Annotated in this window: 11 protein-coding genes; 10 read left to right on the plus strand and 1 reads right to left on the minus strand. The window is 55.2% G+C overall.

The window, feature by feature from the left end; all coding sequences use genetic code 11:
- Window positions 1-203: 203 nt before the first annotated feature.
- Both acs and G403_RS0103080 read left to right on the plus strand, forming a co-directional pair.
- The gene (gene acs / locus G403_RS0103075; RefSeq protein ID WP_027852679.1) at window positions 204-2,159 is read left to right on the plus strand and encodes an acetate--CoA ligase; all 1,956 of its coding nucleotides are present in this window, start codon (window positions 204-206) and stop codon (window positions 2,157-2,159) included.
- A 158-nt stretch (window positions 2,160-2,317) separates the two neighbouring features.
- On the plus strand, window positions 2,318-2,983 hold the full coding sequence (locus G403_RS0103080) for a LuxR C-terminal-related transcriptional regulator (protein ID WP_027852680.1): 666 nt from the start codon (window positions 2,318-2,320) through the stop codon (window positions 2,981-2,983).
- Window positions 2,984-3,044: 61 nt separating this feature from the next.
- Here G403_RS0103080 and G403_RS0103085 read toward each other — a convergent pair whose 3' ends face one another.
- Window positions 3,045-6,974: a hybrid sensor histidine kinase/response regulator gene (locus G403_RS0103085; protein ID WP_027852681.1), complete on the minus strand. Its 3,930-nt coding sequence runs from the start codon at window positions 6,972-6,974 to the stop codon at window positions 3,045-3,047.
- Between the two features lie 316 nt (window positions 6,975-7,290).
- Here G403_RS0103085 and G403_RS0103090 point away from each other — a divergent pair, with 316 nt between their 5' ends.
- From G403_RS0103090 to fliG, 8 genes are all read left to right on the plus strand, one after another.
- A complete protein-coding gene (locus G403_RS0103090) occupies window positions 7,291-7,551 on the plus strand; it encodes a DUF4212 domain-containing protein (protein ID WP_027852682.1) in 261 nt (86 codons plus the stop codon).
- 6 nt (window positions 7,552-7,557) lie between these two features.
- Window positions 7,558-9,312, plus strand: coding sequence for a sodium:solute symporter family protein (locus tag G403_RS0103095; RefSeq protein ID WP_027852683.1), 1,755 nt, complete (start codon window positions 7,558-7,560; stop codon window positions 9,310-9,312).
- Window positions 9,313-9,405: 93 nt separating this feature from the next.
- Window positions 9,406-9,918: a hypothetical protein gene (locus G403_RS0103100; RefSeq protein ID WP_027852684.1), complete on the plus strand. Its 513-nt coding sequence runs from the start codon at window positions 9,406-9,408 to the stop codon at window positions 9,916-9,918.
- Window positions 9,919-10,068: 150 nt separating this feature from the next.
- Window positions 10,069-11,889, plus strand: coding sequence for a DUF294 nucleotidyltransferase-like domain-containing protein (locus G403_RS0103105; RefSeq protein ID WP_027852685.1), 1,821 nt, complete (start codon window positions 10,069-10,071; stop codon window positions 11,887-11,889).
- Window positions 11,890-11,895: 6 nt separating this feature from the next.
- Complete coding sequence (locus tag G403_RS0103110; RefSeq protein WP_027852686.1) at window positions 11,896-12,525, plus strand: 3'-5' exonuclease; 630 nt, start codon at window positions 11,896-11,898, stop codon at window positions 12,523-12,525.
- Window positions 12,526-12,707: 182 nt separating this feature from the next.
- Window positions 12,708-13,067, plus strand: coding sequence for a flagellar hook-basal body complex protein FliE (gene fliE, locus G403_RS0103115; protein WP_027852687.1), 360 nt, complete (start codon window positions 12,708-12,710; stop codon window positions 13,065-13,067).
- 30 nt (window positions 13,068-13,097) lie between these two features.
- Window positions 13,098-14,783, plus strand: coding sequence for a flagellar basal-body MS-ring/collar protein FliF (fliF, locus tag G403_RS0103120; protein WP_027852688.1), 1,686 nt, complete (start codon window positions 13,098-13,100; stop codon window positions 14,781-14,783).
- Window positions 14,776-15,771 (plus strand): flagellar motor switch protein FliG, encoded by a 996-nt coding sequence (gene fliG, locus G403_RS0103125; protein WP_027852689.1) that lies wholly within the window; start codon window positions 14,776-14,778, stop codon window positions 15,769-15,771. Before fliF ends, fliG begins: the two co-directional genes overlap by 8 nt.
- The last annotated feature ends 4 nt before the right edge of the window (window positions 15,772-15,775 follow it).

Consider the following 15,775-nt stretch of genomic DNA (forward strand, 5'->3'; position numbering starts at 1 on the left):
GTGTGAGTGGTTACACACCCCGCAGGCTACAGTGCTTTAGTCGAATAGCCGATAGACCAATGTCTAATTCAGTGACGGAGCACCGCTTCTGTATAACTCTACGCAGATTGAGATATTCAGGCGGCCGGACGCCAAAATAAGAAAAGAGGCCGTTTTTTCGCTAACTTTTATAAAAACAATTTACCAAGGCTAGGGGCATCCCAATGAGTGAAGAGAAAGTCTACCCGGTAGATCCGGCGTTCGCGGCTAAGGCGCACATCGACAGCGAAAAGTATCAGGCGATGTACGAACAGTCGGTCAACGATCCGGAAGCGTTCTGGGGAGAACACGGAAAGCGACTGGACTGGTTCAAGCCATATACCAAAGTCAAGAATACGACGTTCGATCCGCACAATGTCTCCATCAAGTGGTTTGAAGATGGGCTGCTGAACGCCTCCTATAACTGTCTGGACCGTCATCTGGAAACCCGTGGTGATCAGGTCGCCATTATCTGGGAAGGCGATGATCCCAGCGAAGATGAAAAAATCACCTACCGCGACCTGCATGAGCGTGTTTGCCGTTTCGCTAATGTGCTCAAGGCTCAGGGTGTTGAGAAAGGCGATGTGGTTACCCTCTATCTGCCAATGATTCCGGAAGCGGCTGTTGCCATGCTCGCCTGTGCGCGTATTGGTGCCGTTCACTCCATCGTGTTTGGCGGCTTTTCGCCGGAAGCACTGGCTGCACGTATCGAGGGCGCGAATTCCAAACTCGTCGTGACCTCCAACTACTCGCTCCGCGGTGGTAAGGCGGTTCCGCTGAAAGCGAACGTGGACAAAGCGCTGACCCATGAAGGCGCCAAGAAAGCCTGTGGCAAAGTTGTTGTCGTTAAGCGCGTCGACAAGGATGTGGAGTGGGATGAGAGCCGCGACGTCTGGTACGAAGAGGCGATGGCCAAGGCTTCTGCCGACTGCCCGGCTGAGGAGATGGAGGCGGAAGCACCGCTGTTCATTCTCTACACCTCCGGCTCTACCGGCGCGCCCAAAGGGCTCAAGCATACCACCGGCGGTTATATGGTCTACGCGTCCATGACCCATGAGTACGTGTTCGACTATCACGACGGTGATATCTACTGGTGTACCGCGGACGTGGGCTGGGTAACCGGTCATAGCTACATCGTATACGGCCCGCTGGCTAATGGTGCCACCACGCTGATGTTTGAAGGTGTGCCGAGCTACCCGGATAACAGCCGTTTCGGCCGCGTTATTGAGAAGCACAAAGTTAACCAGTTCTACACGGCACCCACGGCGATCCGTGCGCTGATGCAGCAGGGTGAAGATGTGCTGGGCGATTCCGACCTCTCTACCCTCAAACTGCTCGGTTCCGTGGGTGAACCGATCAACCCGGAAGCCTGGGAGTGGTACCACCGTGTTGTCGGTAAGGGTAACTGCCCCATCGTCGATACATGGTGGCAGACCGAAACCGGCGGCATCATGATCGTTCCGCTGCCCGGTGCCACTGACGCCAAGCCGGGTTCTGCCAGCCGTCCGTTCTTCGGTGTACAGCCGGCGCTGGTCGACAGTGATGGTAAGGAGATCGAAGGCGCCGCTCAGGGTAACCTGGTGATCAAGGATTCCTGGCCGGGCCAGAGCCGCTCGATCTGGGGTGATCATGAGCGCTTCACTAACACTTACTTCACCACTTTCAAGGGCTACTACACCACCGGTGATGGTGCCCGCCGTGATGAAGATGGTTATTACTGGATCACTGGCCGTGTCGATGATGTCATCAACGTGTCCGGTCACCGTATGGGCACCGCAGAGGTTGAGTCTGCGCTGGTAGCGCACGAAGCGGTAGCGGAAGCTGCGGTGGTCGGGTATCCGCACGACCTGAAGGGTCAGGGTATCTACGTTTACGTCACGCTGCAGTCCGGTTTCGAGCCCACCGAGGAGTTGATGAAGGAGCTGCGCAACTGGGTTCGTTCCGAGATTGGTCCGATCGCCTCCCCGGACCTGATCCAGTTCGCACCGGGCATGCCGAAGACCCGCTCCGGCAAGATCATGCGCCGCATCCTGCGTAAGATCGCCGAAGATGATTTCGGTGCGCTGGGTGATACCTCCACGCTGGCCGACCCCAGTGTGGTTGATGACTTGATCGAACACCGCCTGAACCGCAAAGGCTAACGGGCCGTTTGTGCCGCCGGGCTTAAGGCCTTGCGGAAGTCAATAAAACGCCCTGTCGGGTTAATCCCGGCAGGGCGTTTTTGTTTGAATACTGTTATGATTCGGCACTGGAATCAGTCAAAGTCCAACATGGATCGCAGGCAGGGGGGATATTTCGCATGCAGCTGGCCCAGAAGATTATTATTGCCGATGACCATCCTTTGTTTCGTGCCGCTCTCAAGCAAGCGGTGTCTCAGGCAGTTCCCGGCGTAACCATTCTTGAGGCCGATACGCTCGCCGCCGTGCAGGAGTGTGTGGACTCCCATGGTGATGCTGATCTGGTATTGCTTGATATCCACATGCCGGGCGCTCAGGGCTTCTCTGGCCTGGTTTTCCTGCGTGGCCAACACCCGGGCATTCCCGTGGTAGTCGTATCCGGCAGTGAAGAGCCTCAGGTAATGAAACGCGCGCTTGATTACGGTGCCTCCGGCTTTATTCCCAAATCCGCACCGCTTGAGATTATCTCCGAAGCGATCACGGCTGTTCTTCAGGGGGAGGAGTGGCTTCCCCAGGAAATCTCCGAAAACCTGGATGATATTGTCACCGAAGAGGATCAGCAGTTCGCCGCAGCATTGGCGTCATTGACCCCTCAGCAGTTTCGCGTTTTAACCATGCTCACGGAAGGTTTGCTGAATAAGCAGATCGCCTACGAGCTGAGCGTGTCCGAGGCGACGATCAAGGCCCATGTCACCGCCATTCTACGCAAGCTCGGCGTCCATAGCCGCACACAGGCGGTTATAGCTGCTCAGCGTTTGGGTGTTGAGCCTCCCAAAACCGATATGTGATTCCCGAGGCTCTTCCGCCTTACGGCTTCTGCCGGGCTACCTCTCTCTAGCTTCTCGCCCTCTAGCTTCTCGCTGTCGCGATCAGCTTATTGATCAGTGCCCGCAATGCAGCGGGCTTTACCGGCTTGGTCAGCAAATGGGCACCCGACGCCTGTATTTCCTGTTTCACTTCGTCGGTGCGGTCTGCCGTAATCACCACGGCAGGCACCGGTTTACGCCATAGGGTGGAGAGCTCGTTCAGGGCCATCAGTCCGGTTTCTGTTTCACCCAGGTGATAGTCGGCCAAGATGATGTCTGGCTCCCAGCACTCAGTGTTAACCTTATCCTGTGCTTCTGCGCTGGACAGGGCGGTCATAACTTCACACGACCAGCCTTTGAGCAGTGCCGACATGCCTTCGATAATCTTCGGTTCGTTGTCGATCACCAGAACGCGAATGCCGTTGAGTCCTTTGCTGCGAATCCAGCCGCGCTGCTCCGGTTTTGGTTTCTGAGCAAGTGATGCATCACCCAGGGGAACCTCGATCGAGAATACCGTACCTTTGCTCGGCCAGGAGCGCACGTTCAGCTTGTGTCCCAGCATACGCGCGATGCGTTCGGTGATCGCCAGGCCAAGACCCAGGCCTTTTACCTCGCTGTGCTTAGGGTTATCGATGCGTCTGAACTCTTCAAATACTTCGCTCAGTTTGCTTTCGGGTATGCCGACACCGGTATCCCAGACTTCCAGCCGCAGACGGTTGTCTCGACGCCGGGCGCCCAGCAACACTTTGCCCTTGGCTGTGTAGCGAATGGCGTTGGAAAGAAAGTTCTGCAGGATGCGTCGCAGCAACGCCTGGTCGGAGTAGATCACCTGTTTGCAGTTGACGTGATGGAACGCCAGCCCTTTTTCCCGGGCCACCGCGGTAAACTCGGCGGTCAAGTGCTGGAACATGGCATCAAGCGCGAAATGGCTCAGGTTGGGTTCAAACGCACCGGCGTCCAGCTTGGAGATGTCCAGTATGGCCGTAATCAATTCCTCGCCGGCACGTAGCGCGTTGTCCAGATTCTCGACCAATTGAGTTGTTTCTGGTTCGTGTGATTGCTGGGCCAGCGCCGATGTGAACAAGCGGGCGGCATTGAGGGGCTGCAGGAGATCGTGGCTGGCCGCAGCCAGAAAGCGTGTTTTGCCGATGTTGGCAGCTTCTGCATCGGATTTCGCCTGGCGCAGCTCATCTTCCATCAGGGCGCGGATGGTGTTCTCTTTGCGCAGCTCCTTGTTGACCACCGACAGGGCGTGGGTACGCTCACGAACACGTTGCTCCAGGTTCTCATTGGTTTCCTGAAGTGCGATCTCGGCTTTGCGCCGCTCGGTAATGTCCTGGTATAGCGTGAAGTAACCGAGGATGTCGCCATATTCACCAATGTGCGGGATGTAGGTGACCTCGGCGTAGCGGGGCTCGCCGTTACGGCTGGGCATCTGTGTTTCGAACCGCTGGCGCTCGCCCGCCAGCACTTTACGAATGTAGTGCTGGCGCTGCTCATGCTCCTCTTTGGGCAGTATTTTGTGTGACGGGGTGCCTGCGATGGTGCGCCGATCGATGCCGAAAGCATCGGCGTACGCTTTGTTCACAAAAAGGAAGTTGCGTTCCGGGTCGAGATAAGCGATCAGCACCGGCACGTTATCGGTGTAGATACGTATGTTCTGCTCGCTCTCCCTAAGCGCTTCTTCGGTCCGTTTATGTTGAGTGATGTCCATATAGGTGTTGACGTAACCACCATTGGGCATCGGGTTGCCGCGAACTTCCAGTACCGTGCCGTCCGGACGGTAACGCTCAAACGCATGGGGTTCACCCGAGCTGATCAGGCGCAGACGCTCTTCGACCTGTTCATCGACCCCGCCGCTGCTCAGGCCATATTCACCGCGGACCGCGTTATAGCGGAAGATCTCTTCGATAGGGCGGCCCACACATACCAGCCCTTCCGGGTAACCGAACATATCCACATAACGCTGGTTCCAGGCCACAAGCCGCATCCGTTGATCCACAACGCTGATTCCCAGACCGATATTCTCGATAGTGGACTGCAACAGCGAGCGGTTGAAACGCAGGGCCTGGGACGCTTCATCAACGATGGCGACCACATCGCCAATCTCCATCTCCTTTCCCCTGAGGGTGGAGTCCATGACGATGCGTGCCGAGGACGCACCAATCGCGCCGGCCAGCAGTCGTTCGGTATGCTGAATCAGGTCCGGCGTGGCTTTCGCCGCAGGTAGAGCGGGCTCTTCGCCCCGTTGAAACGCGTAATCGGTAAAGGCATGTTGTGTGCGGCTGATGCCGAGAAAACGTTCCGCAAGTATCTGCAGGTCGCCCACCGTGACCTGGCTGATCAGGCGGCCGGGCTCGGAGAATCCTTTGGCATGCACCGTGGTGAAAGCACTGGCCTGGATGCGGTCAACCAGGCGTTGATTGGTGAGGCTGGAAATCAGGATATATAGGCCGATATTAAGGGTCAGACTCCAAACTACGCCGTGAGTCAACGGGTCCAGTAACTCAAAGCCAAACAGCGCGGTCGGGTTGAGCCAGCTTGGCGTCGTCCAGCCTGGAAGCAGGTAGGTTGGTATCAGGTGGGCGGTTTGCATGGAGGGTACAACCAGCGTGAATACCCAGATCGTAAAACCCGCCACTAACCCGGCCAGTACACCGTGCCGGTTACCGCGCTTCCAGTAGATCCCGCCGATTATGGCTGGCAGGAATTGTATGGCTGCGACAAAAGCAAGCAGGCCGAATGATGCCAGTGAACCCTGCTCGCCCAGAATTCGATAATAGAAATACCCAAGAAGCAGGAGTGTGAAGATGGTTATCCGGCGTACGCGCAGCAGTAACGAGCCCAGGTCGCCCGACTCCGACAGGCGTAACCGGGGGATTCTGAGCAGTACCGGTATAACGATGTCGTTACAGACCATTGTCGCCAGGGTGATGCTGGCGACAATAACCATGCTGGTGGCCGCGGACAGGCCGCCAATAAAGGCGAACGTGGTGAGGTATTCACGGCCGGCCTCCAGAGGGAGCATCAAGACATAGGTGTCTGCGTCAACACGGGTCTGATCGAGGAAGAGCAGGCCGCCGGTTGCGATTGGCAGAACGAAAATTGACAGTAGGATCAGATAGAGAGGGAACAACCAGCGCGCCGTTTTCATGTTGTCCGGTCGCGAGTTCTCCACGATGGTGACATGAAATTGACGAGGCAGACAGATAGCGGCACCGCAAGCCAGAACGACCTCTGTCAAAAAACTGCCGCTCAGCGGGCTGGCAAAATTGGTATTGAAGCGAAGCTGGGAGTGGACGTTTGCGATCAGTCCCTCCACGCCACCAAACAGTTCGAACGTAACGAACAAGCCGACGGCGAAAAAGGCAGTCAGCTTGACGATCGATTCAAAAGCGACTGCCAGTACCAACCCCTCATGATGCTCGGTGGCATCGATGTGGCGTGTGCCAAAAAGGATGCCAAAGACAGCCATGGCAAGCGCCACAAATAACGCCGTGTCGCTGCCCTTGCTCAGCGCCTCGGTGGCCCCGGGGGCTAATGCGTTGTAGCTGATTGCAACGGCTTTTAGCTGGAGCGCGATGTAGGGGATGGTGCCGAGTACAGCAATGACCGTGACCAGTACGGCCAGGCTCTGGCTTTTGCCGTAGCGTGACGAGATAAAGTCCGATATCGAGGTGATATTCTGCTGCTTGCTGATCAGGATAATCTTTTCAATCACCCGCCAGGCAAAGAGAAAGACAAGTACCGGCCCGAGATAGGTGGCCATAAACTCCCAGCCTGTTGAAGCAGCACGCCCCACCGAACCGTAAAAGGTCCACGATGAGCAGTAAACCGCCAGCGACAGCGAATAGACAACCGGGTTGCTGGCCCACTTCTTACCTGCACTGCTTTTATCGCCGTAGTAAGCGAGAGCGAACAGCAGGCAAAGATAGCCCAGAGAGATGGTGATTATCGTCCAGCCGGAGAGCATAGAGTCGCCTTCCCGTATTCAAAGAAACTTCATCTGGTGAGTGTAACCTGACTTGGCGTTCATCGGCAGGTGGCAGGCGTTCGTCAGGCTGTCCTGCCTGAATGAAAATCCTGTAAGACCTTGGTCTAGGTTGTATTTCCAGGGTCTGCACCACTATTGTGGAGCTGACTCGGCGGGATACGGGCGCTTGCGCGTTGCTGTCTTGCCCGAACACAGTATGAATCAGACTAAAGTCGGGATGCTATTTCTCGCTTTATTTCTGCAATATCACTGTGGAACAACTCTCGGCTCCAATAACAAGAAAACGGAGATCACCATGGCAGACGATAAATCTAAAGCTGCTCAATACTGGACGACGAACCTTCGTCTGATCCTAGGAAGTCTGGCTGTCTGGGCATTCGTGTCCTACGGCTGTGGAATCCTGTTCCGTCCTCTCCTCTCTGGTATCAGTGTCGGCGGTACCGATATCAGCTTCTGGTTTGCACAGCAGGGCTCAATCCTCACGTTTATCGGCATCATCTTCCACTACGCGTGGCGCATGAACAAGCTCGATAAAGAGATGGGTCTGGAGGAGTAATAAACGATGGATCAGTTTTATATTAACCTGCTGTTCGTAGGTGCGTCCTTCGCACTCTACTTCGGCATCGCGATCTGGGCTCGCGCCGGGTCCACTAAAGAGTTCTACGTGGCAGGCGGTGGTGTTCATCCGGTTGCCAACGGTATGGCGACGGCAGCTGACTGGATGTCGGCGGCGTCGTTCATCTCCATGGCAGGTCTGATCGCTGCCGGTGGTTATGCTAACTCGACCTTCCTGATGGGCTGGACCGGCGGTTATGTACTGCTGGCGATGCTGCTTGCGCCTTATCTGCGTAAGTTCGGTAAGTTCACGGTGCCTGACTTTATCGGTGATCGTTTCTACAGCAGAACAGCGCGTCTGGTGGCGGTTGCCTGTCTGATCGTTGCATCTGTTACCTATGTTATCGGTCAGATGGCCGGTGCTGGTATCGCCTTCTCCCGCTTCCTGGAAGTGGACAAGGATACCGGTCTGATCATCGCGTCTGTGGTTGTATTCTTCTACGCCGTACTCGGCGGTATGAAAGGTATCACCTACACTCAGGTGGCTCAGTACTGCGTACTGATCGTGGCTTACACCATTCCGGCTATCTTCATCTCTCTGGAGCTGACCGGTAACCCGATTCCGCCGCTGGGTCTGTTTAGCGATCACACTGCATCCGGTATGCCGCTGCTGGCTAAGCTGGATCAGGTTGTTCAGGAGTTGGGCTTCGCGGCCTACACGGCTGACGTGCCGAATAAACTGAACATGGTTCTGTTCACGCTGACTCTGATGATCGGTACTGCGGGTCTGCCGCACGTTATCATCCGCTTCTTCACCGTACCGAAGGTGGCTGATGCGCGCTGGTCTGCCGGTTGGGCTCTGATCTTCATCGCGCTGCTGTATCTGACAGCTCCGGCTGTTGCTTCCATGGCGCGTATGAACCTGATCGATACCGTGTACCCGAACGGAACTGATGCTCCCTCTATCCAGATCGATGAGCGTCCTGAGTGGATGAAGACCTGGGAAGAGACTCAGCTGATCACCATTGAAGACAAGAACAACGACGGTCGTATCCAGTTCTACAACGATAAGGCGGATATGTCTGATCGGGGCTGGCAGGGTAACGAGCTGACCTATAACCGCGACATCCTCGTACTGGCGAACCCTGAAATCGCACAGCTGCCGGGTTGGGTTATCGGTCTGATCGCAGCGGGTGGTCTGGCGGCAGCACTGTCGACCGCAGCAGGTCTGTTGTTGGCGATCTCGTCAGCGGTCAGTCATGACTTGATCAAGAATGCGATCAATCCGGAAATCAGTGAGAAAGGCGAGTTGATGGCGGCGCGTGCCTCCATGACCGTGGCCATCGTCATTGCGACCTATCTGGGGATGAACCCGCCGGGCTTTGCGGCCCAGGTTGTGGCGCTTGCCTTCGGTATCGCTGCGGCTTCCATCTTCCCGGTTCTGATGATGGGTATCTTCTCCAAGCGTATCAACAACAAGGGCGCCGTTGCCGGTATGCTCGCGGGTCTGGTTGTCACCCTGGTGTACATCTTCATGTACAAGGGTTGGTTCTTCATCCCGGGTACGGCCAACCTGCCGGACAACGTTGATAACTGGATTCTGGGTATCTCTCCGCTGTCCTTCGGTGCCATCGGTGCGATCATCAACTTCGTGACTGCATTCGTTGTCTCCAATGCGACTGAAGAGCCGCCGGTTGAGATCCAGGAGCTGGTGGAAAGCGTTCGCTACCCGAAAGGTGCTGGCGGTGCTGTAGACCACTAAGTGATAATATCCGCACAGGCAGGGGGTAACTCCTGTCACGGATGATCCAAATCGGGCTTCCATATGGAAGCCCGACTTTTTTGGGAAGTAACTATGATCTGGAACCTGGTAGCCACCCTTTTTGCCGGCCTTGGCGCCGCTGGTATTGCGCTGATTCTGCGCTCCCTAAGTCGAAAAAAACTCCCCAAGTGGATAATTCCCGTCTTTGCCGGGGCTGGGATGCTCGCCTACTCAATCTACATTGAATACACCTGGTTTGAATTTAAATCCTCTAAACTGCCGCAGGGGGCTGTTGTGGTCGCTGAAAACGCGCCTGCGATGCTGTGGCGGCCGTGGACCTATCTCTTTCCGATGACTTCCGGGTTTACTGTACTCGATACCAACAGTGTCGCGGTGAAGGAGATCGCCGGTGATCCGGTGGCGCAGTTTACACTTTATCGATTTGAGAAAGCTCATGTTGATCAGGTGCGTCATGATCCCTATCTGCTTAATTGCGCAAAGCGGGAGATGGTGCGTCTGAATGAAGAGGGGCAACCCATGGCGGGTAGTTTGAAGCAGCTCCCGGCTAATGACCGGTTGCTTACCGAGGCTTGTAAAGGCGCATGAGGCCGGGCGCTCGACTAAAGTCGGGGCATTCAAGCAGGGAGCGGTTTGTTAGATTTTTCAGTGCTGATTTATATATAACAATAATAACCCGCAAGAGGCGCGCCTTTTTCGGGCAGGGAAGGCGGGGAAGTACGCCCGCGAGGAGAGGCGATGACTGATTCGTTCAAGATGGACAATATCCCGTTTAGTTTGCTGGACCAGCAGGAACAGGCTCTGGTGGCGTCAAACCTGGATCTGGGGTATTACCAGGCGGGTGAAAAAATCATCACCGCCGGCGAAGCGCCTGAAGGGGTTTACATTATCCTTAAGGGGCGGGTCAGTGAAATTGATGTGGGCGAGGACAAACAGCAACAGGTCTTCGTTCATTACGAAAACGAAGATTACTTTGGTGGTTGGTCAGCCCTGCGGGGAACAGCTATTCACGACTTTGTGGCAGAAGAAGAAACCATCTGTCACATCATGCCGACTCGAATTCTGGTCGAGTTGATACAGAGTAACGCTCTATTTGCGGACTATTTTCAGCAGAACCTGGCGGCCAAAAGTGAAATTGTCGCGCAGCACGGCAAAGGCCAGGACATGGCTGAGTTCATGTTGGCCAAGATCACCAGTGCGACGGTACGGGATCCTCTGATTGTAGAGGCTGGTACCAGTATCCGTGATGCGACGCGCAAAATGCGAGAACTTAAAGCGGATTGTGTGCTTGCCCGCAAGGGCGGACGCTACGGTATGGTGACCGGCACTGACCTGCTTGATGCCGTTGTGCTCAAGGGGTTGGATTTAGAGACCGATGTCTCCGAAATTGCCTCCTATCGATTGGTGACGGCCGACCCAGAGGATTACCTGTTCAACGCACTGGTAACGATGACGCAGCAGCAGATCGAGCGCGTTGTTGTGATGCAGAAGCAGGAACTGGTAGGTGTTGTTGAGCTGACCGATGTGCTTAGTTACTTCTCCAGTCACTCCCATGTCATCGGTTTGCGCATTGAGCGCGCTTCTTCCATCGATGATTTGAGGGAAGCGGCTCAAGGGCTGAATTCTCTGATTAAGGCGCTGATATCGACCGGCGTCAAAATTCGATTCACCATGGATCTTCTGGCAGCTATGAATGGGCGGATTATCGCCAAGCTGTTTGATCTGGTGATTCCGCCTGATATGCAGCCCCATGTTTGTCTGATCGTAATGGGCTCTGAAGGGCGCGGTGAGCAGATAATGAAGACCGACCAGGATAATGCGCTGATTTTTCGGGATGGTTTGTCATGGCCTGGGATGCAGGAAACCATGAATCAATTCACCGAACAGTTGATCTCGTTCGGTTTTCCACCCTGTCCGGGCAATATCATGGTGTCGAATCCCGAGTGGGTGAACTCTGTGGGAGACTGGACCCAGCGCCTGAGTGACTGGGCAGAAACCTGCGAAGGCAATGCGCAGATGAATCTGGCTATTGCGGTAGACGCTAAACCGGTAGCGGGGAATCAGGCGCTGTTTAAGGTCGCGCGTAATTGGTTTCTACGTCATCTTCGGAACAACGATGTCTTTTTCTCTCATTTCGCACGTGCGTCGGTTGAGTTTGATACGCCGTTGACATTTTTCGGCAATATCAAAGACAAAGGCGAGCTCGACATCAAGAAAGGCGGGATTTTTCCCGTTGTTCACGGTATTCGCACCATGGCGCTGGAGCATAGGGTCCTGGCGACAAATACCTTTCAGCGTATCCAGGCGCTGGTCGAAGCGGGTCAGCTCCGTGATAAGGAGGGGCAGGACCTGGCGGAAGCGCTTTCGCTATTTATTCAGCTCCGGCTACGTCAGCAGATGCGCCGAGTGGAATCCAGTGAAGATGGATTCGATCCTACACCGAATGTGATTGAACTCGCACTGCTCAACAAAATGGAGCGAGACCTGTTGAGGGATGCGCTGCAGATCGTCAAGTGGTTTAAAAAGCATTTGGCGAGTCGCTTTCATCTCGGAGGCTAACCGATAATGATAATTCCAAGAACGATCCGCCGTATGCAGGATCGGCGGCACCACAAGGAAGGTCCCTGGGCTGAGCTTTTCGAACCCTATAAAGGAGATGAGGTTATCTCGCTGGACTGTGAAACCACCAGTCTGGATGTCAGCAAAGCGGAAATCCTGTCGATCGGTGCTGTGCGCATCAAGGGTAAAAAGGTGATGACCAGTGATCGCCTTGAGCTGCATCTCAAGCCGCCTGCGAGCTTGTCTGAGGAATCCATTAAAGTCCATAAACTGCGCGTTCAGGATCTGAGTAACGGGCTTGAGCTGGAGGATGCTTTCGAGCAGTTGCTGCAGTTCATCGGGAATCGGCCTATTTTGGGTTACTACGTCAATTACGATATCCGTGTCATCGATAAATTCTTGCGCCCCATGCTTGGGTTCGGACTGCCCAACAAGGCGATTGAGCTTTCTCACGTCTATCACAGTATTATCAAGTGGAAGCATGTGGGCGGCGAAGTGGATCTCCGGTTTGATACGATTGCCAGTCGGCTGGATATTCCGATTATCCAGCGTCATACAGCGCTAGGGGACGCGATTACGGTAGCGCTGATGTATATCCGACTGAAGCACGGACTGACACCCAATAACACACACTGAAGCATCTCTTTCCGTGTCAAATATCCAGCGGGCCAATGGCCCGCTTTTTGCTTGTTTATCAAAGGCTGGTGTTTTACGCCGGTAAAACGACGGTAAATTGGCATTTTTAGCCGGTGGATGGTTGATGGCAATTTGTCGACGTTTATAATGTCAAAATATTGCCGTGCTGGTTGGGGGATGTCATGATCGATAGAGCGGATATTAATGGCGTTTTGGCGCAGATGCGTGAACTGAAGGCTCAGGCCCAGCAGGGTGCGCGCCAGATCGAAATGCCAGAGCCGATCGCTCAGGACGTCCAAAAGACCCGGCGTGTTGAGGAGAACGACTTCGGGGATCTGTTCAAGCGCGCCATCGACACGGTTAATGGTCATCAGGCGGAAGCCAAAAAATTGGCGACTGCCTACGAGTTGGGAGATCCCAGCGTGGATCTGCCACAGGTCATGATCCAAGCGCAGAAAGCGTCAGTGTCTTTCCAGGCGATGACCGAAGTGCGTAATCGGCTTGTGAAATCCTACGAAGATATAATGAATATGGCGATTTAATCGTCCGTTTATCTATTGGCTTGAGGCTGCATGGAAAATTCGGCAGGACAAATCGGCACCCGGGGCGGTTGGATGTCAGGCTTCAACAGCCTGGGAATTCTGAGGCAACTCGGTCTGATGGTGGGCTTAGCCGCCAGTATCGCCATCGGCTTCGCGGTCGTGCTGTGGTCACAGGAGCCGGATTACCGGGTGCTGTTTTCTAATCTGAGCTTTGCCGATGCCAATGAGGTGATTGAGCAGCTCGATCAGCTTCAGATTCCGTACGAGTTCGATACCGCCGGGCGCGCGATTCTCGTGCCGCAGGAGCAGGTGCATCAAGCGCGCTTGAGACTGGCAGCCGAGGGTTTTACGAACGATAAAACCGTGGGTTTTGAACTGTTACAGCAGGATCAGGGGCTTGGAACCAGTCAGTTCATGGAAACCGCGCTGTATCGCCGGGGGCTGGAAGGTGAGCTGGCTCGCACGGTGGCGAGTATGGTCGCCGTGCGCACCGCGCGTGTTCACTTGGCAATTCCCAAGGAGTCAGTATTTATCCGTGATCCTCGCAAGCCGCGAGCCTCCGTCTTTGTTGAGCTGTTCTCAGGCCGCACGCTGGAGCGCAATCAGGTGGCTGCGATCGCCAATCTGGTCGCTTCCAGCATTCCTGAGCTCGATGTCAAAGACGTGACGGTTGTTGACCAGAAAGGGCGTTTGTTGAATACGCGTGATTCGGATACCGATGTGGTTCTGGCCGCCAAGCAGTTGGAGTACACGCGTAGTGTGGAGGATACGCTGCTCAATCGCGTTAACAGTATTCTGCAGCCGGTGGTTGGATTGGGTAATTTCCGCGCTGAGGTTTCAGCCGAGATCGACTTTACCCAGATTGAACAGGCTGATGAGATGTACAACCCGGATCTGCCAGCTCTGCGAAGCGAGAAAACCATGGAGGAGACTCGTGCAGCAGGGGCTGAAGGGGTCGGAGGTGTCCCGGGTGCTTTGTCCAATCAGCCGCCGGGCCCGACCGCGGTGCCGGAACAGGTGCAGGCGGGAGGTGCAAACGGTGCCGGTGCGGGAACCGGTGTAAGTGGCTCCAGTCGCGAGCAGGCGGTGCGTAACTATGAGCTGGATCGATCAATCAGCTATACCAAGCACCAGCAGGGCCGTGTTAAGCGTCTGAGCGTTGCCGTGGTGGTGGATGACTTGGTCAGCATCAATCCTCAGGATGGTAGCCAGGCGCGAGCAGAGTGGTCGCAAAGTGAACTGGAGCGCTTGCAGATACTGGTGCAGAACGCGGTGGGTTATTCGGCGGTACGCGGTGACAGTGTTACAGTGGTGAACTCCCCCTTCGTGCCGCCGGAGCAGGTTCAGGAGGAAGAGGTGCCCTTCTGGCAGCAGGAGTGGTTGTGGGACCTGGGTAAACAGTTGATGGCTGGCCTCTTTGTTTTGGTCCTGGTGTTGGGTGTGCTGCGTCCTATAATGAAAAACTTGGCCAATGCCGGGTCTGGAAGGGATGAGAGTGAGCTGGGGCCGGCCGGTGATGTCTCTGCAGAGCTTGAAGGGCTGGAGGGTGGTGATGTCGCAGACGATAAAGTCACTTTCGGGAGTATTGATAGTAGCATGATGGCGACACCCAATGAGAGCTTCGAATACCAGCTCAACGCCATTCGCAGTATGGTCGCGGAAGACCCCGCTAAAGTCGCGCAGGCGGTTCGGCAGTGGGTAGTGGACCGTGAGTGAGCTCTCCGATATTGAAAAAGCTGCAATCCTGCTAATCAGCCTGGGGGAGTCCGATGCCGCTGAGGTGCTCAAGCACCTGGGGCCCAAAGAGGTCCAGCGTATCGGGGAGGCGATGACCAAACTCGATAATGTGCCTCAGTCCCGTGTCGAGTCGGTGGTGACCGATTTTTTGGGTGTCGTGGGCGATCAAACCGGCATCGGTATCAACAACGACCGCTATATCAAGGCGATGCTTAATCAAGCATTGGGCGAAGAGAAGGCAAAAACCCTGATCGATCGTATCCTGATGACGACCAATACGTCAGGGCTGGATACGTTGCGCTGGATGGAGCCGCGTCAGGTGGCGGAAATCCTCCGTTATGAGCACCCCCAGATTCAAGCGGTGGTTGTCGCCTATCTCGATCCGGATCAGGCGGCCAGCGTGCTGAGCTTCTTCGATGACAAAGTGCGTATCGAATTGGTGATGCGAATCGCGGCATTGGATCGTATCCAGCCCCAGGCGCTGCAAGAGCTCAATGATATGCTTGAGACCCAGTTTACCGGCACGCGTACCAGTCAGACGACCACCCTTGGAGGCGTGCGCCAGACCGCCGATATCATGAACTATCTGGAGAGCACCATCGAGGCAGAGTTGATGGATGCCATCAAGGATACCGACGAAAATCTGGCGCAAGAGATCCAGGATCTGATGTTTGTCTTCGATAACCTGCTGGATGTGGATGACCGCAGTATCCAGGTTATTCTGCGTGAGATCTCCACCGATGTTCTGGTGGTTGCGCTTAAGGGCGCAGATACGGCGTTGCAGGAAAAAATCTTCAAGAATATGTCCAAGCGGGCCGCTGAGTTGCTGCGCGATGATCTGGAGGCTAAAGGGCCGGTTCGGGTTAGCGAAGTTGAGGGTGCTCAGAAAGAGATTCTGTCGGTTGCCAGACGTCTGGCTGATGAAGGCGAGATTGTCCTTGGCGGCGGCGGCGAGGATATGATTTAAGTCT

It is taken from the genome of Marinobacterium litorale DSM 23545 (genome assembly GCF_000428985.1).
GTDB lineage: Bacteria > Pseudomonadota > Gammaproteobacteria > Pseudomonadales > Balneatricaceae > Marinobacterium_D > Marinobacterium_D litorale.

Bases quoted from the DNA above. Each gene is read 5' to 3' on its own strand.
- G403_RS0103110 (WP_027852686.1), top strand. From the start codon at position 11,896: ATGATAATTCCAAGAACGATCCGCCGTATGCAGGATCGGCGGCACCAC.
- acs (WP_027852679.1), top strand. From the start codon at position 204: ATGAGTGAAGAGAAAGTCTACCCGGTAGATCCGGCGTTCGCGGCTAAG.
- G403_RS0103085 (WP_027852681.1), bottom strand. From the start codon at position 6,974: ATGCTCTCCGGCTGGACGATAATCACCATCTCTCTGGGCTATCTTTGC.
- G403_RS0103105 (WP_027852685.1), top strand. From the start codon at position 10,069: ATGACTGATTCGTTCAAGATGGACAATATCCCGTTTAGTTTGCTGGAC.
- G403_RS0103100 (WP_027852684.1), top strand. From the start codon at position 9,406: ATGATCTGGAACCTGGTAGCCACCCTTTTTGCCGGCCTTGGCGCCGCT.
- fliF (WP_027852688.1), top strand. From the start codon at position 13,098: ATGGAAAATTCGGCAGGACAAATCGGCACCCGGGGCGGTTGGATGTCA.
- G403_RS0103080 (WP_027852680.1), top strand. From the start codon at position 2,318: ATGCAGCTGGCCCAGAAGATTATTATTGCCGATGACCATCCTTTGTTT.
- G403_RS0103095 (WP_027852683.1), top strand. From the start codon at position 7,558: ATGGATCAGTTTTATATTAACCTGCTGTTCGTAGGTGCGTCCTTCGCA.
- fliE (WP_027852687.1), top strand. From the start codon at position 12,708: ATGATCGATAGAGCGGATATTAATGGCGTTTTGGCGCAGATGCGTGAA.
- G403_RS0103090 (WP_027852682.1), top strand. From the start codon at position 7,291: ATGGCAGACGATAAATCTAAAGCTGCTCAATACTGGACGACGAACCTT.